We start from the raw sequence: 21,520 nt of genomic DNA, 5'->3' as shown, positions 1-21,520 counted from the left end.
AGGCAACCACTCATGAAGATCCACAAGTACGACACCGTCATCGTCGGCGCCGGCGGCGCCGGCATGCGCGCCGCCATCGAGGCGACGAAGCGCAGCCGCACCGCCGTGCTGACGAAGCTCTACCCCACCCGGTCCCACACGGGCGCGGCGCAGGGCGGCATGGCCGCCGCGCTCGCCAACGTGGAGGAGGACAACTGGGAGTGGCACACCTTCGACACGATCAAGGGCGGTGACTACCTGGTCGACCAGGACGCCGCCGAGATCCTGGCGAAGGAGGCCATCGACTCGGTCCTCGACCTGGAGAAGATGGGCCTGCCGTTCAACCGGACGCCCGACGGGACGATCGACCAGCGCCGCTTCGGCGGTCACTCCCGCAACCACGGCGAGGCCCCGGTCCGCCGGTCCTGCTACGCCGCGGACCGCACCGGTCACATGATCCTCCAGACGCTGTACCAGAACTGCGTCAAGGAGGGCGTGGAGTTCTTCAACGAGTTCTACGTCCTCGACCAGCTCATCACCGAGGTCGACGGCGTCAAGCACTCGGCGGGCGTCGTCGCCTACGAGCTGGCGACCGGCGAGATCCACGTCTTCCAGGCGAAGTCCGTGATCTACGCGTCCGGCGGCACCGGCAAGTTCTTCAAGGTGACCTCCAACGCGCACACCCTGACGGGTGACGGCCAGGCGGCCGTCTACCGTCGCGGGCTGCCGCTGGAGGACATGGAGTTCTTCCAGTTCCACCCGACCGGCATCTGGCGCATGGGCATCCTGCTGACGGAGGGCGCCCGCGGTGAGGGCGGCATCCTCCGCAACAAGGACGGCGAGCGCTTCATGGAGAAGTACGCGCCGGTCATGAAGGACCTCGCGTCCCGTGACGTCGTGTCCCGCTCCATCTACACCGAGATCCGTGAGGGCCGCGGCTGCGGTCCCGAGGGCGACCACGTCTACCTCGACCTCACGCACCTCCCGCCGGAGCAGCTCGACGCCAAGCTGCCCGACATCACCGAGTTCGCGCGGACCTACCTCGGCATCGAGCCCTACACGGACCCGATCCCGATCCAGCCCACCGCGCACTACGCCATGGGCGGCATCCCGACGAACGTCGAGGGTGAGGTCCTCTCGGACAACACCACCGTCGTCCCGGGCCTGTACGCCGCCGGTGAGGTCGCCTGTGTCTCCGTGCACGGCGCCAACCGCCTCGGCACGAACTCGCTGCTGGACATCAACGTCTTCGGGCGCCGGGCCGGCATCGCCGCCGCGGAGTACTCGGCGAAGGCCGGCTTCGTGGAGCTGCCCGAGAACCCGGCCGAGCAGGTCGTGTCCCAGGTCGAGCGGCTGCGCAACTCCACGGGCACCGAGCGGGTCGCCGCGATCCGCCTGGAGCTCCAGGAGTGCATGGACGCCAACGTGATGGTGTTCCGCACCGAGCAGACGATCAAGACGGCCGTGGAGAAGATCGCGGAGCTCCGCGAGCGCTACAAGAACGTCTCGGTCCAGGACAAGGGCAAGCGGTTCAACACGGACCTGCTGGAGGCCATCGAGCTGGGCAACCTGCTCGACCTGGCCGAGGTCATGGCCGTCTCCGCGCTCGCCCGCAAGGAGTCCCGCGGCGGTCACTACCGCGAGGACTACCCGAACCGCGACGACGTCAACTTCATGCGCCACACCATGGCGTACCGCGAGGTCGGCGACGACGGCACCGAGTCCATCCGTCTCGACTACAAGCCGGTCGTCCAGACCCGCTACCAGCCGATGGAGCGTAAGTACTGATGGCTACTCCCACTCTGGACAAGGCGGACGCGGCCGGCGCACCCGAGCCCGGTTTCGCCGACTCCCCCTACATCACCGCCACGTTCCGCATCCGCCGCTTCAACCCGGAGGTCTCGGCGGAGTCGGTCTGGGAAGACTTCCAGATCCTGATCGACCCCAAGGAGCGTGTCCTCGACGCGCTGCACAAGATCAAGTGGGACGAGGACGGCACACTCACGTTCCGCCGCTCCTGTGCCCACGGCATCTGCGGGTCGGACGCCATGCGGATCAACGGCAAGAACCGCCTGGCCTGCAAGACGCTGATCAAGGACCTGAACCCCGCGAAGCCGATCACGATCGAGGCCATCAAGGGCCTGACCGTGCTGAAGGACCTCGTGGTCGACATGGACCCGTTCTTCCAGGCGTACCGCGACGTGATGCCCTTCCTCATCTCGAAGGACACCAACGAGCCGACGCGTGAGCGTCTGCAGTCGGCCGAGGACCGGGAGCGGTTCGACGACACCACCAAGTGCATCCTGTGCGCGGCGTGCACGTCGTCCTGCCCGGTGTTCTGGAACGACGGCCAGTACTTCGGTCCGGCCGCCATCGTGAACGCCCACCGCTTCATCTTCGACTCGCGTGACGACGCCGGAGAGCAGCGACTGGAGATCCTCAACGACAAGGACGGTGTGTGGCGCTGCCGCACGACGTTCAACTGCACGGACGCCTGCCCGCGCGGTATCGAGGTCACCAAGGCGATCCAGGAAGTCAAGCGCGCGCTGATCACGCGCCGCATCTGAGGTCGGCCCGTACGTCGAGTGGGCCCCGCTTCCCTCCGGAAGCGGGGCCCACTCGCGTACGGGGCCATGAACGGGCGGAACGGACCCGATCAGAGCTGGCTCAGGATCGTCGGGTCCGTGATGGTCAGGTCGTCGGCCAGCAGCATCGCCTTGCTGAGGATCACCGCGAGCATCCCGTCGCCCTCGAAGGGCAGATAGCCGGTCCGGGGGCCGCCCGCCGCGGACTTCGCGACGATGCACAGGTACTGGTCGTTCGGGCTCATCAGGATGTTGCCCGAGCCCAGGTGGATCTTGTACGTGTGCCGCTCGCCCTTCACCGACAGGAAGCGGCCCTCCAGGGTGCAGCGGTCGGCTATCGCCAGCCGCGGGATCAGCCGGTCGAGCAGGGCGCGGCGGGTCTGCGCGGTCTCGTTCAGATCGCCGAAGCCGTACGACGTCCAGTACTCGCGGAAACGGCCGCCGGGGCCTCCGTCCTGCCAGGTCGGGTCGTTGCCTACGCTGGAGACGCCGACGAACAGGTCCACGTCGCGCAGGACTTCGGACAGGACGAGCGGCGGGATCTCCGTGAGCGGCAGGGGTTCGACGGGGTTCTCGTCCGGGCCGAGCCACATGCGGTACTCGCCGCCGTAGCAGTGCGCCGAGTTCTGCGGGGCGTCGATCGGATAGAAGCGCACCTGGTCGGTGCGCAGCCGCAGATAGCTGCCCGACTCGGTGGTGTCCTCGCCGTACTCGCCGTCACCGGTGATCCAGTACTCGGCGCGCAGCCCCCACCGCGGCAGCTCCCGGGTGGCCGGGGGCGCCTCGTCGTCGACGCAGAGCCGGAGCTTGTTGCGCCAGCCCCTGACGGCGGCCAGTGAGTTGAACTGGTGCTGGCGCACGACGTGGGCGGCGAAGCGGTTCGAGTACGTGCCCGTCGCGCGTTCGGCGTCGGTGAGGAGGTAGACCTCGCGGTGGGCCTGCTTGAAGGGCTGGGTGATCTCGTGGCGCTCCAGCCAGTCCCGCCAGGCGACGACCTCGGCGGGCTCCCGGCCGACCGGGTGCCAGAGGGTGACCTCCTCGCCCGAGGTCACCGGGTCGTCGGTGAGGGTGGACAGCACGCCGTTCGCGAAGCCGACCGGGGTGCCGTCGACCGTCCACAGGAGGCGGCGGGCGAGGGTGCCGACGAGCGGGTGGTCGAGGTAGCGCTCGCGCCAGGTGTCGTACGCCCAGGTGCGCCGGGCGAGGAACTGCCGGTCCAGGCGTTCGGTCTGCGCCGAGAGCATCTTGTCGATGTCCTTGACGGCCGCCTTGAGTTCCTTGAGCTCCTCGGCGTGGTCGCGCCGCACGGCGGCGGGCACGCTCTTGACGGCCTTGCCGCTCGCGTTGCGCCAGCTCAGCGCGGCGCGTGTGCCATGGACTTCGAGGAGGGCGGTGGTGTCGCCGAGTTCGTGCCGCACCTGCCCGACCACGGTGAGGCCGTACGCAGGGACGGCCAGCTCCTCGATCTCCTCCCGGGTGAGCCCGAGGGCGGTGGCCTTCGCGTCCAGGAAACCGTCGACGATCTTGGCGGTGGCCTTGTACGTCACCCGGGTGGCCAGCCTGGCCAGTTCGGCGAGGGCGGCCTCTCCGTCGACGCGGGACAGCGCGATCACACCGGCGTTGGCGACCTTCGGGTTGCGCGGGCCCAGTCCGGCGACCTTCTTCAGGGAGGTCTCGACGAGCGCGCCGAGGGCCCGCGCGGTGTCGGGGTGGGGCGGCAGCAGGGAGACCAGCCAGGCGAGGCCGCGCAGGGCGTCGGCGTTGTACGGGTCGTAGGCGTTGTTGATGTCGGCCTCGTACCCCCGGACCTCCAGCGGGTGGGTGCGGGGGCGGCCGACGAGGGCGAGCCAGGACAGCGCGGCGGCGCGGACCCGGTCGGCGCCGAGGGCCTCGACGAGGGCGCGGGCCCGCTGGTCCCACGCGGCGGAGGGCTTGGAGGCGGTGGCGGTCGTCAGATGGGTGAGCAGGGCCTGCTCGTCGGGTGTGGAGGAGTCGCTCATGGCCCGCTCGGCCCATTCCTCGCCGACGTTGAGGACGGGGTTCGTGAGCTTCTTCAGCAGAGCCGCGATGAACGTGCGGCGGTAGGTGTCCATGCCGGTGCGGCGGAGGACCGCGACGACGGTCGGGTCGAGGTCGCGGCCGGCCGCCAGTTCGGCCTCGGCCAGGAGGTCGATCCGTGTCGCCGACCAGAGGGTGTTCTGCCGGCCGAATTCCCTGAGCTGCCCGGCCCGTTCGCCGGCGAGCGGCTCCTCCGGGAGGCCGTGCGAGATCGCGGCGAGGACGGTCAGCACCTGGTTGCGGGGTTCCGATCTGCCGCCGACCGTGTGATAGCCCGCCGCGAGAGCGCCGGCCAGCCTTTCGCGCTGGTCGGCGGGGAGCGCGGCCAGCAGGTCGAGCATCTCGCCCCAGCCGGTGCCCCATTGGACGGTGTTGACCAGGGCGGCCCGCAGGAGGTCGGTGGCGAGCCCGCCCATGTTGCCCTGGGCCGCGTTCGAGCGGATCCATCCCAGTTGCTTCCTGGTGTCGGCCATCGTCATCCCCCCACCAGCGCGACGAGCTTGAGGAAGGTGACCTCGGTGCCCAGGACCAGCTCGATCTCCTCGTCGAGGTCGGTCACCTGACGCTCCCCCACGAGCACCAGGAAGCCGTTCCCCGCGAACGCCTCGAGCGCCAGCTCGCTCTGCGCCTCGGGGTCGATCCGGCGAGGCGTGCGCAGCGCGTAGCCGTTCAGCACGCGCTCGGTGTCCTCGGGCTGCACGAGCCCCTGGAACACCGCCGGCATGCTCGCGTTGTACTCGGCGACCTCCTGGAAGACCCGCCGCCGGATCAGCTCACGCACCGCGAGCCGCTCCTCGGCGATCTCGACGGCCCAGCCCGAGCCCCGCCCCCCACTGGTCGTCTCGTCGACGAACGTCACCATTCCCATGCCGCCGAGAGTACGAGCCCCCACTGACAACCGGTCCCCGGCCCCGGGTCGTTCCGGGGCGCCGCCCTTCCCCGCTCCTAACCTGATGGCATGTCAGATGACGTGTCACGCGAGTCGTGCGAGTTGCTCGGGATCGACAACGTGCTGTTGCCCGTCGGGGATCTCGGTGAGGGTGTGGGGTTCTACGAGCGGGCCGGGTTCGTGTCGGCGTTCCGGCTGGACGAGGCCGGGATCGCGGTGCTGAGGGTGGGCAAGGAGACGCCCGGGGTGCTGCTGCGGCTGGACCGGGAGCTGAGCCACCGGCCGCCCCCGTGGGCGTCGCCGCGGCTGTGGGTGGAGGTTCCGGACGCCCGCGCGGCGGCCCGCTCCCTGGCCGCCGCGGGCGTCGCCGTCCTCGACGCGCCCTTCTCCGGCGCCACCGGCTGGACCGTCGAGATCGCGGACCCCTGGGGCAACGTCATCGGATTCACCGACTACACCAAGCGGCCCGAACTGGCCCGCGGGGCGCGGGGATAGCCCGGGAGGCGCCGGCCTCGCGACGCCGGCGGCCGGGCGGGCACCCCGCGGTCCGGGCGGCGGCGCCCGCCCGCCCCGGATCCGACTTGAACATGTTCAAAAGGAGGTCTACATTCATCCCAGACAGCGTTTTGAACGCGTTCAAGAAGGGGTGGGGACATGGACCTCACAGTCGTCGCTTACGTCATCTACCTGCTGGTCAGCATCGCGCTGACGGTCTGGGTGGCGCGCACGCTGAGCCACAACGGACGGATCTTCCTGTCGGACGTCCTGCACGGCGACGAGAAGCTGGCCGACGCCGTCAACCACCTGCTGGTGGTGGGCTTCTACCTCGTCAACCTCGGCTTCGTCGCCCTCTATCTGCACCAGAGCGACGAGATCTCCGACGCCCGCGAGATCTTCGAGGCCCTGTCGACCAAGCTGGGCGTCGTCCTGCTGGTCCTCGGCGTCATGCACCTGGGCAACGTCTACGCCCTCAACAGGATCCGGCGGCGGGGTGTCATGGAGCGGGAGCAGACGCCGCCGGTGCGGCCGACCGACTGGGTCGCGCCCACGGCCGGGGCGTGAGACCGGTGACCGCCGCAGCGGCCACCCGGGACCGGGACGCGGCACGCGTCCCGGTCCTCGGGCTCACCGTCCTCTACGACGCGCGCTGCTCGCTGTGCGCGTTCCTGAAGAAGTGGCTCTCCGGGCAGGCGCAGCTCGTACCGCTGCGGTTCGTGCCGGCCGGTTCGGAGGAGGCCGCCCGGAGCTACCCCGGGCTCGACCATCGCGCCACCCTGGACGAGATCACCGTCGTGGGGGACGGCGGACAGGTCTACCAGGGAGCCGCCGCCTGGATCGTCACCCTCTGGGCACTGCGCGACTTCCGGCCGCTGGCCCACCGGCTGAGCACGCCCGCGGGCGCGCGGCTGGCCAGGGGCGCGACCCTCGCCGCCGCCAAGTGGCGCGAGGCGCAGGCGTCGCGGCGGTGGGGCGGCGGCGCGTACGAGTGGGGCGACGGCTGGAGCTACCACCCGACCGCCGGATGGACCTTCGAGCCGCCCGCCTGCGACAGCGGCGGATGTACGACGGTTCCCAGTCGTTAGGCTCGTCCCGTGCCAGCACCGAAAGACAGCCCCGGCCCCATCGGTTCCGCCGAGCCCAGCGCGGCCTCCGAGCCCGCCGAGTCCCCGGGCAAGGAGGCGAAGAGCCCGGCCAAGAGCGAACAGACCCGGGCCCTGATCCTGGAGACGGCGATGCGGCTGTTCCAGGAACGGGGGTACGACAAGACGACGATGCGAGCCATCGCCCAGGAGGCCGGGGTCTCCGTCGGCAACGCGTACTACTACTTCGCCGGCAAGGAACACCTGATCCAGGGCTTCTACGACCGGATCGCCGCCGAACACCAGGAGGCGGTCCGGGAGGTGCTGGACCGCGAGACGGACCTGGAGGCGCGGCTCGGCGGCGTCCTGAAGGTGTGGCTGGACATCGCCACGCCGTACCACGAGTTCGCCGTGCAGTTCTTCAAGAACGCCGCCGACCCGGACAGTCCGCTCAGTCCCTTCTCCCCCGAGTCGGAGCACGCGCGCCGCGAGGCGATCAGCGTCCACAAGGAAGTGCTGGCCGGCGCGAAGACCAAGGTGCCGGAGGAACTGCGGGAAGTGCTGCCCGAGCTGATGTGGCTCTCCCAGATGGGGCTCGTCCTGTACTGGGTCTTCGACCGCACCGAGGGCCGCGAACGCAGCTACCGGCTCGCCGAGCGCGGGGCGCGTCTGACGGCGCGCGGGGTCTCGCTGGCCCGCTTCCGGCTGCTGCGGCCCCTCGTCCACGAGGTGCACGAACTGTTCACGGACTTCCTGCCGGGCATGACGAAGGCCCTGCCCGACCCGGCGAAGAAGACGGACCGGGAGCCCGCGGATCCGGCGAGGAGGACGCGCCGAGGCACCGCCGGCCCGGCGGAGGACACCGACTGAGGTCCCGGCCGCCCCGGCGAGGAGACGGACCCCGCGCCCCGGCCAGGACGGCCGGACGGGGTACGGGGGCGCCCGACGAAGCGGGCGCCCCCGTACCCCGGGACCGTTCGACAACCGGAAACCGGCGACCGGCGGCCTCAGTTGACCGCGTCGGCGTCCACCTCTCCCTGGACCAGTTCCACGTCGTGCACCAGCGGCTCCTCGGTCACGACGACGTGCCGGGCCCGCGCCCCGTACGAACGGGCCGTCGCGGACAGCAGATACGTCCCCGGGGCCGGGACCGAGACGATGTAGGAACCGTCGGCCAGCGAGGTCACCCGGTCGAGCTGCCGGCCTCCCTTGGACAGCAGCGTGAGGACCGCCCCGTCGACGGGCTCGCCCTCCGCGTCACGGACGAAGCCGTGCACGGCCGAGGCACCGCCGCCGGCCGGCGCCGCGTCCTCGGCCGGCTCCTCCGCGGGCTCCACCGCCAGATGCGGCAGCCGCTTGTCCAGCCACGCCGGCAGCCACCAGTTGGAGTCGCCGAGCAGATGCATCGCGGCGGGCACCAGGGCCGTACGCAGGATGAAGGCGTCCAGGGCGACCGCGGCCGCGAGGCCGACCCCCGCCATCGCCGCTCCCGCGTCCCCGCTCAGGACGAAGGCGAGGAAGACGCACACCATGATCAGGGCGGCCGAGTTGATGACCCGGCCGGTCTCGGCCAGCCCGACCCGCACCGCGCGCGCGTTGTCCCTCGTGTGCACCCACTCCTCGTGCATACGGCTGACCAGGAACACCTGGTAGTCCATGGAGAGGCCGAACAGCAGCGAGAGCATGATGACCGGCAGGAAGGCGTTGATCGGACCCTCCTTGCCGAGGCCCAGCAGGTCCAGGCCCCAGCCCCACTGGAAGATCGCGACCAGGACGCCGAAGGACGCGGCGGCCGCGATCAGGTTCATCAGCGCGGCCGTCAGCGGGACCACCAGGGAGCGGAACGCGATCAGCAGGAGCAGGAAGCCGAGCCCGATGATCGTGGCGACGAACCACGGCAGGCGGTCGCCGGTGATCGTGGCGAAGTCCTTCGACACGGCGGTGACCCCGCCGACGTGGGCGGTCGCCCCGGTGTCCGGGATCACCCGGTCCCGCAGGGTGTCGATGAGCCGGTCGGTCTTCACCGACTGCGGTGACGTCGTCGGCACGACCTGGATCACCGTCACACCGTTGGCGGGCGGCAGCGCGGCGACCGCGGCGACCCCGGGCGTGCCGCCGATGCTCTTCGCCAGGGCCCCGGTGTCACCCGCGGTCACGACCACCTGGAGCGGACCGTTGAAGCCGGGTCCGAAGCCCTCGGCGAGCAGGTCGTAGGCCTGCCGGGTCGTCGTCGTGCCGTCGTCGTTGCCCTGGTCGGTGGCGCCGAGGTGCAGCGACAGCACGGGGAGCGCGAGGACCGCCATCACGGCGAGCGCGACGGCGGCGATCGTACGGGGACGACGCTGCACGGTCATCGACCAGCGGGCCGCGGCCCCGCTCGCCCGCTCCGGCTCCGGGCCCCGGTCCGCCAGTTTGCGCCGCTGGCGGCGGCTGAGCACCCGGGTGCCGAGGACGCCGAGGAGCGCGGGCAGCAGCGTGGTGGCGGCGAGCACGCTGAACACGACGGTCAGGGAGGTGCCGATGACCACGCCGTCCAGGAAGCGCAGGTTCGTCACGAGCATGCCCGCGAGCGCGATGCACACCGTTCCGCCCGCGAACAGCACCGCCCGACCGGAGGTGTTGAGGGCGACGACCGCCGACTCCTCGGGCGCCAGGCCTCGCAGGAGACCGCGCCGGTGCCGGGTGACGATGAACAGCGCGTAGTCGATGCCGACACCGAGGCCGATCAGGGTGGCCAGCAGCGGGGCCAGATCCGGGATGTCCGTGGTGTGACTGAGCAACTGCGTGGAGAACAGGCCCGTACCGACCCCGAAGACCGCGATACCGATCGGCAGCAGCATGGCGAAGAGCGAACCGAAGGCGAGGAAGAGGACGACCGCCGCGGCCAGGATGCCGACCATCTCGGCCAGCCCGGTGGGCGGCTCCTGCACCCGCTGGATCGCCTGACCGCCCAACTCCACCTGGAGTCCGGCCCGTTCGGCACCCTGCGCGGTGTCGACGACGTCCTGCACCAGTTCCTTGGGTACGGCGTTGGCCTGCTCGGTGAAGGTGATCTGGGCGTAGGCGATCGTGCCGTCACGGCTGATCTGCGCGGCCCCCTGCTCGCCCTGGTACGGACCCGCGACCCGGCCCACGCCCTTCATGCCCGCGATCTCGTCCAGCACCGGCTGGATCCGGTCGCGCACGGAGGCGTCCCGGACCGTTCCGTCCACGACCTTCCACACCACCGTGTCGGTGTCCCCCGCGCTGTCGGGGAAGGCCTTCTCCATCTGGTCGTACGCACGCTTGGAGTCCGTGTTCGGAAGGGAGAACACGTTCGCGTAGTCCGTGCCCGCGGTGGTCGCCGCGAACCCGAGACCGAACAGCGCACCCACCCACAGCAACAGGACCACCAGCCGGTGCCGATAGCACCACCGTGCCAATACCGCCACGTTCAACGCTCCTTAGTCGGTCGGTCCCCCAGGTCCTGGTCACCAGGATTCGTGTCCGGCCGCGCCGGTGGACACGACCCGCCCATGACTCTCAAGGAACTCCAAGGAGCGAACGGCCCAAGCCGTCGACGGCCCCGCCGATACTGGGGACATGACCGCTCACGAGGCAGCCACCGTGCTCGTCGTCGAGGACGAGCCGAGCATCGCGGACGTCCTGACCATCGCGCTGCGCTACCACGGCTTCGAGGTGATGGCCGCGGGATGCGTCCGCGAGGCCCTGGCGCTCGCCGAGCGCACCCGCCCCGACGCGGCCCTGCTCGACGTGATGCTCCCGGACGGCGACGGCCGGGCGCTGGGCCGTGAACTGCGCCTGCGGCAGCCGGACCTGGCCGTCGTCTTCCTCACCGCGCGGGACGCACCGGCCGAGATCGTCGGCGCGCTCGGTTTCGGCGACGACTACATCACCAAGCCGTTCAACATCGACGAGGTCGTCGCCCGCATCACCGCCGTCCTGCGCCGCACCCGGCCCGACGACGTCCTGCCGCAGCGCCCGCCCCTGCGCTACGGCGACCTGGAGCTGGACGAGACGACGTACCGCGTCCACCGCGCGGGCACCACGGTCGAACTCACCCCCACCGAGTACGCGCTGCTGCGCTTCCTCGTCCGCAACGGCGGCCGGATCGTGCCCAAGGAACAACTCCTGCGCCACGTCTGGCAGTACGAGCACCCCGCCGAGTCGACGGTCGTCGAGACGTACATCAGCTACCTGCGGCGCAAGCTCGAACCACTGGGGCCACCGGTGATCCAGACCCGCCGGGGCGTGGGATACGGGCTCGCGTGAAGGCGCCCGTCCTGCCCGGCTGCCGCCCCGCGCGCCGCAGGCACGGCATCCACTCGCTGCGCGGCCAGCTCACGATCGCCAACGTGGGACTGCTGGCCCTGGGCATCGTGGTGGCGACCGCCGTGAGCCTGATGGGCATGCGGCACTACCTGCTCGACCAGGTGGACGCCCAGCTCCTCAAGACCCGGGAATCCCTGGGCGGTTCGCAGCTCACCATGCGCCAGATCGACTCGCTGAGCGCCCTCGCGTTCGTGCACGAGCGGATCGGACCCGCCGCGGACGAGTCGTCGAAGCCGGAGTCGGTCTTCGCGGCCGTCGACCGCGGCGGTCAGGCCGTCGCGGTGGCCGGCTACCAACCCACCGACACCCAGCGCGCGTTCGCCTCGGCCGTGGGCGACCCCGGCGGCCTCGCCCGTGCCGTCGACCCGCGTGACATCACCATCGGCGGCGTCGACTACCGGGCGACCGCGACGCGGCTGGCCGACGGCACCTACGTCCTGTTCGGCAGCTCGACCGACGGACTGCACAAAGGCATCGCCAAGGCCCTCAAGCTCGATCTGGCCGTGGGAACCCTCCTGTTGGCGCTCCTCGCGTGTCTGACGATGTTCAGCGTGCGCCGCCGGATGAGGCCGCTGGAGGCCATGGTGGAGACCTCGTCCGCCATCGCCGAGGGAGATCTGACCCGGCGCGTCCCCTCCAGCCATCACCCGACCCAGGAGGTCGAACAGCTCCGCCTCGCGCTCAACTCCATGCTGCACCAGGTCGAGTCGGCCTACCGGACGCGCGAGGACAGCGCCGCCCAGCTCCGCCGGTTCGTCGGGGACGCCTCGCACGAGCTGCGCACCCCGCTGGCGGCCATCCGCGGCTACCTCCAGCTCTACGAGAAGGGGATGCTGACCGACCCCGTGGAGCGCAGGCGTGCCTGGGACCGGATGAACGGGGAGGCCGACCGCATGGGCCGGCTGGTCGACGAGCTGCTCACCCTGGCCCGCCTCGACCAGCGGCCCGAACTGCGCTTCAGGAACGTCGACCTGAGCCGGCTGGTGCGGGACGCCGCCGAGGATCTGCGGGCCCAGCAGCCCGGCCGCCCGGTGACCGTGGACGCCGACGGCACCCTGCTCGTCCAGGCCGACGAATCGGGGCTGCGGCAGGTCCTGGGCAACCTCGTCGGCAACGTACGCACCCACACGCCCGGCGACGTGCCCGTGCGGCTCACCCTGGAGCGCTCCGACGGTGTCCTGCGGCTGTGCGTCGCGGACAAGGGCCCCGGGCTCGCGGAGGAGGACGCGGCGCGGGTCTTCGACCGCTTCTTCCGGGCCGGCGGCGGCGCGGGCAGCGGGCTCGGGATGGCGATCGTGGAGGGTGTGGTGCGGGCCCACGGAGGGAGCGTCGCGGTCCGGACGGCCCCGGGCGAGGGACTGGCGGTGACGGTGACGCTGCCGGTGCGGGGCCGGTGACACCGCCCAGCCCCCGACGGTCGCCGCAGCACCCCTCACCCGTCGCTCTGACCTGCGCAAACGGACTTGGACAGAAGCTGACCGAGGCGGTTGAACACGGGCCGCCGCGGCCCCGTACACCACGACGAGGGCGCTTCGGTCGCTTCCGATCGGCCCGCCACGCCACCACCGCGCTTCGCACGGAAGGACCGCCGGGTTGTCGTTCAAAACGAGCTCTCGACAGCTACCGAACACGGACGAGACGCCTCCGGGGGACGAGCCGACGCCGGAGCCCCACGCGGACACCGACACCGACACGGACACCGGCACCGGCACGGACCAGGACGCCGCCGCCTCGGGTGAGGGAGAGGCAGCGGCCGGGGCGGCCCCCGAGGTCACCACGACCGAGGAGGCCGCCTCGATCGATTCCGACGCCCCGCAGGAGCCTCCGGCGGGGTCCGGCCCTGGTGACGAGGCGGACCCCGACGGGAGCGACGGCGAAGCCGCCACCGGCGCCCCCGGGACCGAGGTCCGGGCCGAAGGCCGGGCAGGGGACGCGGGTGCCCCGGAGGGCACGGTTCCCAGTGCCGTCGGCACGGCGCCCGAAACCGGCACCCGGGCGGGGACCGCGACCGGGACCGAGGCGCCCCGCGAGACCCGCGCGGACACGGACGTGGCCTCGCCCGGGGACGACACCGCCGGAACCCCCGACGCCCCCGGCACCCCTGGCACACCCGACGCCTCCGACACCTCCGACACACCGACCGCCCCGGACGCCGCCCCCGGGGACGGAGCCGGAGGCGGCGAGGAGCCTCCGGGGGGCGAGCCGTCCGGGTCCGGGCCGGGGAGCGGGTGGCGGGGCCGGTATCCGGTCGCCGCCCGTGCCCTCGCCTGGACGACCACCCTCGTCGCCGCCACGCTCGTCCTGTTCGCGCTGCTCATGCCGAGCCAGGCGGACAGCTTCCGCCCGGCGGAATTCCTGCGGCTCCCGGTGGAGGCGATCTTCGGTGGCGCGCTGCTGATCGTCCTGCCCCGCCGGCCGCGGATCGCGCTGTCGGTGGCCGCCGGGCTGGCCCTGGGCGTGCTGACCGTCCTGAACATCCTCGACATCGGATTCAACGAATACCTCGGACGCGGCTTCAACGTCGTCCTCGACTGGTCGCTGTTCGCCGACGCGCAGGCCTACCTCCAGGACACCTTCGGCCACGGCGGCGCGCTCGGCATCGTGGCGCTGGCCGTGGCGCTCGTGATCGCGATCCTGGCGCTCATGACGCTGTCGGTCGTCCGGCTGGGCAACCTGGCGGCCAGGAACACCGAGACGGCGACCCGCACGACCCTGGTCCTGGCCATGGCCTGGGTCACCTGCGCGGCGCTCGGCGTGCAGTACACCGGGGTGCCCATCGCCTCCGAGCACACCGCGCTGGTCGTCCAGGACCGGGCGGCGCGGGTGCGCAACACCCTGCGGGACGAGGCCGAGTTCGCCAGGATCGCCAAGAAGGACGCCTTCGCGAACACACCGCCCGACGAGATGCTCACCGATCTGCGCGGCAAGGACATGATCGTCACGTTCATCGAGAGCTACGGCCGCAGCGCCGTCGAGGACCCGGTCATCGCGCCGGACGTCGACGCGACCCTGACCGCGGAGAACGAGAAGCTGACCCAGGCCGGTTTCGCGGCGAAGAGCGGCTGGCTCACCTCGGCGACGTACGGCGGCAGCAGTTGGCTCGGCCACTCGACGTTCCTGTCGGGGCTGTGGATCAACAACCAGCAGCGCTACCGCACGGTGACCGCAGGCGACCACCTCTCCCTGATCAGCGCCTTCAAGAAGACCGGCGACTACGACACCGTGGGCGTCATGCCGGGCATCCAGAAGGGCTGGCCCGAGCAGAAGTTCTACGGCATCGACAAGCTCTACGACGCCTTCCACCTCGGCTACAAGGGCCCGAAGTTCAGTTGGTCGACCATGCCCGACCAGTACGCCCTGACCGCGTTCGAGCGTCTCGTGCACAGCAAGAAGCACGACAAGCCGCTGATGTCGACGATCATCCTGACCTCCAGCCACCAGCCCTGGGCCCCCATCCCGAAGACCGTCCCGCAGGACCAGGTCGGCGACGGTTCGGTCTACGACGCCATCCAGAAGGCCGGCAAGAAGCCCGGCGACATCATCACCAGCTCGCAGAAGTCCAAGGTGGAGTACGGCAAGGCGATCTCGTACTCGGTGACGAGCCTGATCGACTACCTGGTGAAGTACGGGAACAAGAACACCGTCCTGATCTTCCTCGGGGACCACCAGCCGATAGCGCGGGTCAGCGGCAACCACGCCAGCCGTGACGTGCCCGTCTCGATCGTCGCGAAGGACCCCAAGGTGCTCGACAAGATCGCCGACTGGGGCTGGACGGACGGACTCCAGCCCCGGCACGACGCCCCGGTGTGGAAGATGAGCTCGTTCCGCGACCGCTTCCTGACGGCGTACGGATCCACGCCCCACCCCTAGGACGCACCGGCCGTGACGGCGAGTGGCCCCGGCTCCCGGGGCCCCTCGTCACAGCCAGTTCAATCGCCAGAGGCGGAAGACCCCGGTCCCGTCGGACAGGTACTGGCCGCCGCTGATGTCCTCCGTGCTGATGACGTAGTCCTTGCGCTGCCACAGGGGGATCAGCGGGACGTCCTCGGCGACGCGCGTCTGGAGCCGGTGGAACGCGTCCGCCGTACGGCTCCGGTCGGCGTCCTCCTGCGTCTCCTTGATGAGACGGTCGACCTCGCTGTTGGTGTAGCCGTTCTTCATGCTGTTGCCGGTGCCCACGAGCTGCGCGCCGAAGGTGTCCGCGTCGGGATAGTCGGCGACCCAGCCGACCGCCCAGGCGTCCAGCCCGCCCTCCGCGTACTTCTTCTGGAACTCGGTCCACTCGAACCCCTCGGTCGTCACCTTGAAGAGTCCGTCCGCCTCCAGTTGCCGCTTGAGTTCGGCCGCCTCCTCGCCCGCGGCGCCCCGCCCCTCGGCGAACCCGTAGGTGAAGCGCACGGGCAGGGAGACCCCGGCCTCGGTCAGCAGGGCCCGCGCCTTCTTCGGGTCCGGTTTCGGATAGGCGTCGAAGAACGAGGTCGCGTGCCCGGTGATGCCCGCCGGGATCAGCCCGTACAGCGCGTCGGTCGTCCCGCGGTACGTCCGGTCGACCAGCTCCTGGCGGTCGACCAGCGAGGCGAGTGCCTGCCTGACCCGCCGGTCGTGCAGCGGCGAACTCTCGCGCACGTCGAGGACGAGGTTGCGGGTCTCGGCGCTGTCGGCCTCCGTGACGCGTTGCGCGGGGTCGCTCGGCGAGAGCGCGGCGAGCACGGCCGGCGGCAACTGACGGGCCACGACGTCGAGCTGCTTCGCCCGCCACGCCACCCGCAGCGCGTCCGAGTTGGCGTAGTAGCGCAGTACGACGGGGCTGCCGGGGCCGTCGACGGCGCCCTGGTAGCGGGGGTTGGGGGCCAGGACGGCCTTCGCGCCCTGCGTGTACGCCTTCAGGACGTAGGGCCCGGTGCCGTCGACGCCCGAGCCGGTGCGCAGGCTGCGCCGGGGGTAGCGGGTGCTGTCGACGATCGATCCGGCGCCGGTGGCCAGCTTGAACGGGAAGGTCGCGTCGGGCGAGGACAGATGGAAGACGACGGTCCGGCCGCTCGCGTCCACGCTGCCCAGGGTGGAGAGGAGCGAGGCCGGCCCGACCTCGTCGTTGATGCGCTTGACGCGGTCGAAGGAGAACTTCACGTCCTCGGCGGTCACCGCGCGCCCGCTCGGGAACGTGAGGTCGTCACGGAGCGTGCAGCGGTACGTGCGCAGTCCCGTGTCGGTGAACGCGCAGCTCTTGGCGGCGTCCGGGACGGGCTTGGCGCCGCCGGGCTCGAAGGTGAGCAGCGACTGGAAGACATTGCTGAACAGGGCCCAGGATCCGGCGTCGTAGGCGCCGGCCGGGTCGAGCGAGGTGACGGCGTCCGTGGTGCCCACGGTGATGGTGCGGTTGTCGTTCCCCTTCGCCGGCAGGAGCTGCCAGCCGGCCACACCGGCGCCCGCGACGACGAGCAGCGCCACCAGAATCCATAAGCGAACCGATCGCATCGGTGCCCTCCCCAGGCGCCCCGCACACCACTCCCTTAGTGGCGCGGATCACCTAATCACAGGAGTTTGGGCCGGGGAAGCGAATCGGGAAGAGTGCTCGGGGCAGACGAAAACGATCTTTTCCGCCCCTCTTCACAGCGGATTCTCAGGCTTCGAGTGAGGCCAGTTCGACCACCGTGATGTCCGAGGGAGCGCCGACGCGGGTGGGCGGCCCCCAGGCTCCGGCGCCCCGGGAGACGTAGAGCTGTGTGTCGCCGTAGCGGTCCAGGCCGGCGACCGTCGGATTGGCGGCGGCCGCTATGAGGTTGCCCGGCCAGAGCTGTCCGCCATGGGTGTGTCCGGACAACTGGAGGTCGACCCCGTGGCGTACCGCTTCATGGATCTGCACCGGCTGATGTGCGAGGAGCACACAGGCCCGTGTCGTGTCGCGGTCTCCGAGCGCCTTGCCGAAGTCGGGTCCCTGCCCCTCGCTCTCGCCCTGGAGGTCGTTGACCCCGGCGAGGTCGAATCCGGCCAGCTCGGTCCGCGCGTTCTCCAGGGGGTGGATCCCCAGTTCCCGCACCTCCTGGATCCACTGTTCGGCCCCGGAGAAGTACTCGTGGTTCCCGGTGACGAAGTAGGACCCGTGGCGGGCGCGCAGCCCGGCGAGCGGCGCGGCGGCGGGGCCGAGGTTCTTCACGCTGCCGTCGACCAGGTCACCGACGACGGCGATGAGGTCGGGCTGCGTGGAGTTGATCGTGTCGACGACCTGCTGCGCGAATCCGCGTCCGAGCACCGGTCCGAGGTGGATGTCGCTCACGACGGCGATCCGGTAGCCGTGGGCGGACCGGGGCAGCTTGGCGAGCGGCACGGTGATCCGCTTCACCCTGGGCCCGCGCAGCACGCCGTACGTCCCGTACCCCACGGTCCCGACGGCGACGGCGGCGGCCGTGCCACCCACGACGCGTGAGACGAACAGCCGCCGCGAGGGCGCGAGCACGGCGTCCGCCGGTTCGGCGGGCCCCGCCTCGTCCGCCGGTTCGGAGGACCCCGCCTCGTCCGCCGACTCCGCCTCATCCGACGGCCCTTCCGGGGCCGCTGCCCGCGCCTGACCCGCCGGGCCGTCCGAGACCGCCGCCCCGGCGGTCTCGCGCCGCCGGGCCGTCCGGCGCGCGTCGGCGCGGAGCAGGAGCGGTCGTACGAGCTCCCCGGCCAGCAGGGCCAGTACGAGGTAGAGGCCCAGTGGCATCCACAGGAAGCCGGGCCAGGCAAGCGTCCGCTGGAGCACGAAGGGAGCACCCGCGCGCTCGGCCACGAGGGCGCCGACCATCAGCAGCGGCGCGGCGACGAAGAGGACCGTGCCCAGCCGGCGGGCCGGTCCCGGCCCGCTCGTCGTGTCCCGCACCAGTCGGCGCCACGCGTACCAGTGCAGCCCGACGAGCACGGCCAGCACGGCCAGGCCCACCGACACGAACAAGATGACCATGACGCCGTATCCCCCGTTATGACGTCTGGCGCAAAGCGCGTACGCCGCGCAACCCGATGACCCCGACGACCGTCCCAAGGACAAACGACACGACGGCGAGCGTCAGATGCACCCAGAAGTAGGCGGTCGGATCGCCCGCGTCGTCGAACGCGAGCCCACTGGCGTCCTGCCAGAGATTCTTAGCGAAAGTGACCCAAATGACCCAACTCCACACCCCGAAGGCGAGCAGGAACCAGGACACGGGGCGGCTGAGCTTCATGCGTTCAGTATCGCCGTCGGCCACCGTGATCCGGCGCCGGGGTGGAGAGGACGAGGCGGCGCCCCCGATCGGTGACGGGAATTCCGGTCACAACCCCTGTACTTTCTCGATCGTGCCCGCCTCGAAAAAGACCATTCGACGATCCTTGTTGATCACTTCCGCCACCCTGCTGACCGTTTCCCTCAGCGCGCCCGCGTTCGCCGACACGGTCGACACCGCCGACGCGAGCCCGACGGCGAGCCCCGGCTCCTCCCCGTCGGCCACGCCCCCGGCGACCATGTCGAGCCTCGGCGGCGAGCGGCTCGGCCGGCCCGGCAACCAGGTGGACCTCGGGGCCGGCGCCCCCGTCCTGCCCCCGGACATCACCGCCCGTTCCTGGATCGTCGCCGACGCGGAGTCCGGCGACGTCCTGGCCGCGCACAACGCGCACTGGCGGCTGCCGCCGGCGAGCACGCTGAAGATGCTGTTCGCCGACACGGTGCTGCCCAAGTTCCCGAGGAGCACCTCGCACAAGGTGGCCCCCTCCGAGCTGGCGGGCATCGGCGAGGGCTCCAGCGTGGTGGGCATAAAGGAGAACCAGACGTACACCGTCCACGACCTGTGGCTCGGTGTCTTCCTGAAGTCCGGCAACGACGCCGTGCACGTGCTGTCGGCGATGAACGGCGGCGTCGCCCGGACGGTCAAGGACATGCAGGCGCACGCGGACGACCTCCAGGCGCTCGACACGCACGTGGTGAGCCCCGACGGCTACGACGCCAGGGGCCAGGTGTCGTCCGCCTACGACCTGACGCTCTTCGCCCGTTCGGGGCTGCAGAAGAAGGACTTCCGGGAGTACTGCTCGACGGTGCGGGCCACCTTCCCCGGCACGACCACCGGCACGACGACCGGCGGCAAGAAGGGCACGTCCGCCCGCACGTCCTCGGAGATCCGGAACACCAACCGGCTGCTGTCCGGCGACAGCGACATCACCCCGTACCAGGGCATCGCGGGCGTGAAGAACGGCAACACCACCAACGCGGGCGCCACCTTCACGGGTGTCGCCGAGCGCGGCGGCAAGGTCCTGCTCGTCACGGTCATGAACCCGGAGAAGAAGGAGCACAACGAGGTCTACAAGGAGGCCGCGCAACTGCTCGACTGGGGATTCCAGGCTGCGGACAAGGTCCAGCCGGTGGGCGAACTCGTCGCGCCCAAGGGCGTGGACACCACGGCTCAGCCGGGCGCGAACGCCTCGGGCGGGTCGAGCCCCGGCACGGGTTCCGGTACGGGCACCGCGCACGCCTCCACGAAGCCGGTGGCGGCCTCCACCACCGCGGCGAGGGGCGGTTCGAGCGGCATCGGCATCGCGCTCGGCCTGGCGGGCGGTTTCGTCGCCCTGCTCGCGGCGGGCGTCTTCCTCGTCAACCGCCGCTGGCCGCTGCCGGACCTGATGCGCCGCCGCCGCTGACCGCCCGGGACTCGGGCGGCTTCGTCCCACGCTTCGGAGCCCCCGAGCCGCCGCGGTCCCCCGGGCCGGCCGGTCCGCCGTCACCGGCCCGTTCGCGGTCGCCGGCCGGTTCGCCACCGTCGGCCGGTTCACCGTCGCCGGCCGCCTCCGGGTCCTGGCCCTCGCTGGGTGTCGCCGTCCAGGCGGCGGAGTACAGGAGCAGTTTCGAGGTGAAGTTGATCCACAGGAGCAGCGCGATCGGCACGCCGAAGGCGCCGTACATGCTCTTCGAGGCCACACCCCGCATGTAGCCGCTGAGCAGCAGCTTGAGCAGCTCGAAGCCGACGGCGCCGATCAGCGCGGCGACGATCAGCCGGCGGCGCGGCGGCTCCACACCGGGCAGCAGGGTCAGGACGTACAGCAGGACCAGGAAGTCGGCGAGCACCGCCACCGCGAAGGCGACGAGCTGGAGCAGAGTGGTCCCCCAGCCGTTCTCGTCGAGGCCCGCGTGCCGCGCGGACCAGCCCATCGCCGTGGACGCCAGCGTGGAGACGGCGATGGTGAGCAGCACGGCGCCGCCGAGGCCGACGAGGACTCCCCCGTCCTTGATCTTGCGCAGAAGCGGGTTCCCCTCGCTGTCGGGCAGCTCCCAGACCGCGCGCAGGCACTCGCGCATGGAGCCGACCCAGCCGATGCCGGTGACCAGCAGCAGCGCACCGGCGACGAGCCCGATCGTGCCGGCGTTCTGGACGAGGCCGTTGATGTCGAGCTGGTCGGAGATGCCCGGCACCTGCTCGGCCAGCTTGTCCTGGAGGTCCTTCTGCTGCTGTGTGCTCAGCGTGGCGGCCCCGATCGCCGCGGCCACCGTCAGCAGCGGGAACAGCGCCACGAAGCTGATGAAGGTCATCGCCGCGGCGAGCCGCGTCCACTTCACTCGGTCCAGCCGCTCGTACGACCGCCACGCGTGCGTCGCCATCAGGCGTACGACCCAAGGTCCCACGCCGGGAATCTTTTTCAGCCAGTCCATGATCCGACTCTGCCCTCGCCTCGGAAAACCAGTGACCGGGTACCCCAAAATCGCAGAACAGTGGCGAGCACCATGCCGACCCCCGCGCCGGAGACCGTGTCCGCGCGCGGTGAGGTGTATCCGAGCCCGTAGTGGCTGACGGCGAGGCACAGCAACTGCACCAGCGCGCCCGCGACGTTCACCCCGAAGAAGATCAGGTACTGCCGCGGGCCCCGCGCCGCCGCGTGCCGGTAGGTCCCGAGCGCGTTCCCGGCGTACGCCACCGAGCAGCCGGCGAGGAAGGACAGCGCCTTGGCCGTCAGGGGGTCGAGACCCACCGGGCCGCGGAGCCGGACGAACACGCCGAGGTCGGCCGCGTAGGCCAGCACCCCGACCGCGGCGAACCCGAGGAGCTCCCGCAGGAACCGCTCCCGGGGGCGGGCCTCCCGGCCTGGCGCCACCGGTTCCG

At 71.1% G+C, this 21,520-nt stretch carries 18 protein-coding genes; 10 read left to right on the top strand and 8 right to left on the bottom strand.

All coding sequences use genetic code 11. The features are described from left to right. The first annotated feature begins 12 nt into the window (after positions 1–12). Together sdhA and ACZ4TO_RS20965 are read left to right on the top strand one after the other, a co-directional pair. Positions 13–1,767 (top strand): succinate dehydrogenase flavoprotein subunit, encoded by a 1,755-nt coding sequence (sdhA, locus tag ACZ4TO_RS20970; protein ID WP_382793274.1) that lies wholly within the window; start codon positions 13–15, stop codon positions 1,765–1,767. After that, the gene (locus tag ACZ4TO_RS20965) at positions 1,767–2,546 is read left to right on the top strand and encodes a succinate dehydrogenase iron-sulfur subunit (RefSeq protein WP_382793271.1); all 780 of its coding nucleotides are present in this window, start codon (positions 1,767–1,769) and stop codon (positions 2,544–2,546) included. The genes sdhA and ACZ4TO_RS20965 overlap by 1 nt, the downstream gene beginning before the upstream one ends. Before the next feature lie 89 nt (positions 2,547–2,635). Here the strand turns inward: ACZ4TO_RS20965 and ACZ4TO_RS20960 are convergent, their stop codons facing one another. Together ACZ4TO_RS20960 and ACZ4TO_RS20955 are read right to left on the bottom strand one after the other, a co-directional pair. Next, entirely contained in the window at positions 2,636–5,101 is a 2,466-nt protein-coding gene (locus ACZ4TO_RS20960; RefSeq protein WP_468024952.1) for a DUF4132 domain-containing protein, read from the bottom strand. Further along, positions 5,098–5,490 carry a hypothetical protein gene (locus ACZ4TO_RS20955; protein WP_382793264.1) on the bottom strand — a complete coding sequence of 131 codons (393 nt, stop codon included), beginning with the start codon at positions 5,488–5,490 and terminating at the stop codon, positions 5,098–5,100. Before ACZ4TO_RS20955 ends, ACZ4TO_RS20960 begins: the two co-directional genes overlap by 4 nt. Before the next feature lie 90 nt (positions 5,491–5,580). On the opposite strand from ACZ4TO_RS20955, the gene ACZ4TO_RS20950 reads away from it, so the two are divergent. The 4 genes from ACZ4TO_RS20950 to ACZ4TO_RS20935 all read left to right on the top strand — a co-directional run bounded on the left by ACZ4TO_RS20950 (position 5,581) and on the right by ACZ4TO_RS20935 (position 7,961). Continuing rightward, complete coding sequence (locus ACZ4TO_RS20950; RefSeq protein ID WP_382793261.1) at positions 5,581–6,006, top strand: VOC family protein; 426 nt, start codon at positions 5,581–5,583, stop codon at positions 6,004–6,006. Between the two features lie 159 nt (positions 6,007–6,165). Then, on the top strand, positions 6,166–6,573 hold the full coding sequence (locus ACZ4TO_RS20945; RefSeq protein WP_382793258.1) for a hypothetical protein: 408 nt from the start codon (positions 6,166–6,168) through the stop codon (positions 6,571–6,573). Between the two features lie 5 nt (positions 6,574–6,578). After that, on the top strand, positions 6,579–7,094 hold the full coding sequence (locus ACZ4TO_RS20940; protein WP_468024951.1) for a thiol-disulfide oxidoreductase DCC family protein: 516 nt from the start codon (positions 6,579–6,581) through the stop codon (positions 7,092–7,094). Positions 7,095–7,244: 150 nt separating this feature from the next. Beyond that, positions 7,245–7,961, top strand: coding sequence for a TetR/AcrR family transcriptional regulator (locus ACZ4TO_RS20935; RefSeq protein WP_468025057.1), 717 nt, complete (start codon positions 7,245–7,247; stop codon positions 7,959–7,961). Positions 7,962–8,098: 137 nt separating this feature from the next. Here ACZ4TO_RS20935 and ACZ4TO_RS20930 read toward each other — a convergent pair whose 3' ends face one another. Beyond that, a complete protein-coding gene (locus ACZ4TO_RS20930) occupies positions 8,099–10,513 on the bottom strand; it encodes an MMPL family transporter (protein WP_468025056.1) in 2,415 nt (804 codons plus the stop codon). Positions 10,514–10,673: 160 nt separating this feature from the next. On the opposite strand from ACZ4TO_RS20930, the gene ACZ4TO_RS20925 reads away from it, so the two are divergent. The 3 genes from ACZ4TO_RS20925 to ACZ4TO_RS20915 all read left to right on the top strand — a co-directional run bounded on the left by ACZ4TO_RS20925 (position 10,674) and on the right by ACZ4TO_RS20915 (position 15,293). After that, positions 10,674–11,363 carry a response regulator transcription factor gene (locus tag ACZ4TO_RS20925; protein ID WP_382793252.1) on the top strand — a complete coding sequence of 230 codons (690 nt, stop codon included), beginning with the start codon at positions 10,674–10,676 and terminating at the stop codon, positions 11,361–11,363. Further along, entirely contained in the window at positions 11,360–12,820 is a 1,461-nt protein-coding gene (locus tag ACZ4TO_RS20920) for a sensor histidine kinase (RefSeq protein WP_382793249.1), read from the top strand. Before ACZ4TO_RS20925 ends, ACZ4TO_RS20920 begins: the two co-directional genes overlap by 4 nt. A 400-nt stretch (positions 12,821–13,220) precedes the next feature. Then, on the top strand, positions 13,221–15,293 hold the full coding sequence (locus ACZ4TO_RS20915; RefSeq protein WP_468025055.1) for a sulfatase-like hydrolase/transferase: 2,073 nt from the start codon (positions 13,221–13,223) through the stop codon (positions 15,291–15,293). Between the two features lie 48 nt (positions 15,294–15,341). On the opposite strand, the gene ACZ4TO_RS20910 is transcribed toward ACZ4TO_RS20915, so the two are convergent. The 3 genes from ACZ4TO_RS20910 to ACZ4TO_RS20900 all read right to left on the bottom strand — a co-directional run bounded on the left by ACZ4TO_RS20910 (position 15,342) and on the right by ACZ4TO_RS20900 (position 18,622). Continuing rightward, entirely contained in the window at positions 15,342–16,898 is a 1,557-nt protein-coding gene (locus ACZ4TO_RS20910; RefSeq protein ID WP_382793244.1) for an ABC transporter substrate-binding protein, read from the bottom strand. A 145-nt stretch (positions 16,899–17,043) separates the two neighbouring features. After that, positions 17,044–18,363, bottom strand: a complete 1,320-nt coding sequence (locus tag ACZ4TO_RS20905; protein ID WP_468024950.1) for a metallophosphoesterase — start codon at positions 18,361–18,363, stop codon at positions 17,044–17,046. A gap of 16 nt (positions 18,364–18,379) precedes the next feature. Next, positions 18,380–18,622 carry an SCO4848 family membrane protein gene (locus ACZ4TO_RS20900; protein WP_361676383.1) on the bottom strand — a complete coding sequence of 81 codons (243 nt, stop codon included), beginning with the start codon at positions 18,620–18,622 and terminating at the stop codon, positions 18,380–18,382. 112 nt (positions 18,623–18,734) lie between these two features. Here ACZ4TO_RS20900 and ACZ4TO_RS20895 point away from each other — a divergent pair, with 112 nt between their 5' ends. Continuing rightward, positions 18,735–20,066 (top strand): D-alanyl-D-alanine carboxypeptidase family protein, encoded by a 1,332-nt coding sequence (locus ACZ4TO_RS20895; RefSeq protein ID WP_468024949.1) that lies wholly within the window; start codon positions 18,735–18,737, stop codon positions 20,064–20,066. On the opposite strand, the gene ACZ4TO_RS20890 is transcribed toward ACZ4TO_RS20895, so the two are convergent. Together ACZ4TO_RS20890 and ACZ4TO_RS20885 are read right to left on the bottom strand one after the other, a co-directional pair. Beyond that, entirely contained in the window at positions 20,020–21,072 is a 1,053-nt protein-coding gene (locus ACZ4TO_RS20890; RefSeq protein ID WP_468024948.1) for a YihY/virulence factor BrkB family protein, read from the bottom strand. The genes ACZ4TO_RS20895 and ACZ4TO_RS20890 overlap by 47 nt on opposite strands. Beyond that, entirely contained in the window at positions 21,060–21,512 is a 453-nt protein-coding gene (locus tag ACZ4TO_RS20885) for a GtrA family protein (protein ID WP_382793518.1), read from the bottom strand. The genes ACZ4TO_RS20890 and ACZ4TO_RS20885 overlap by 13 nt, the downstream gene beginning before the upstream one ends. Positions 21,513–21,520 lie beyond the last annotated feature (8 nt).

Source organism: Streptomyces sp. NPDC028298, from assembly GCF_055565895.1.
This window is presented reverse-complemented; position numbering and strand designations above follow the sequence as displayed.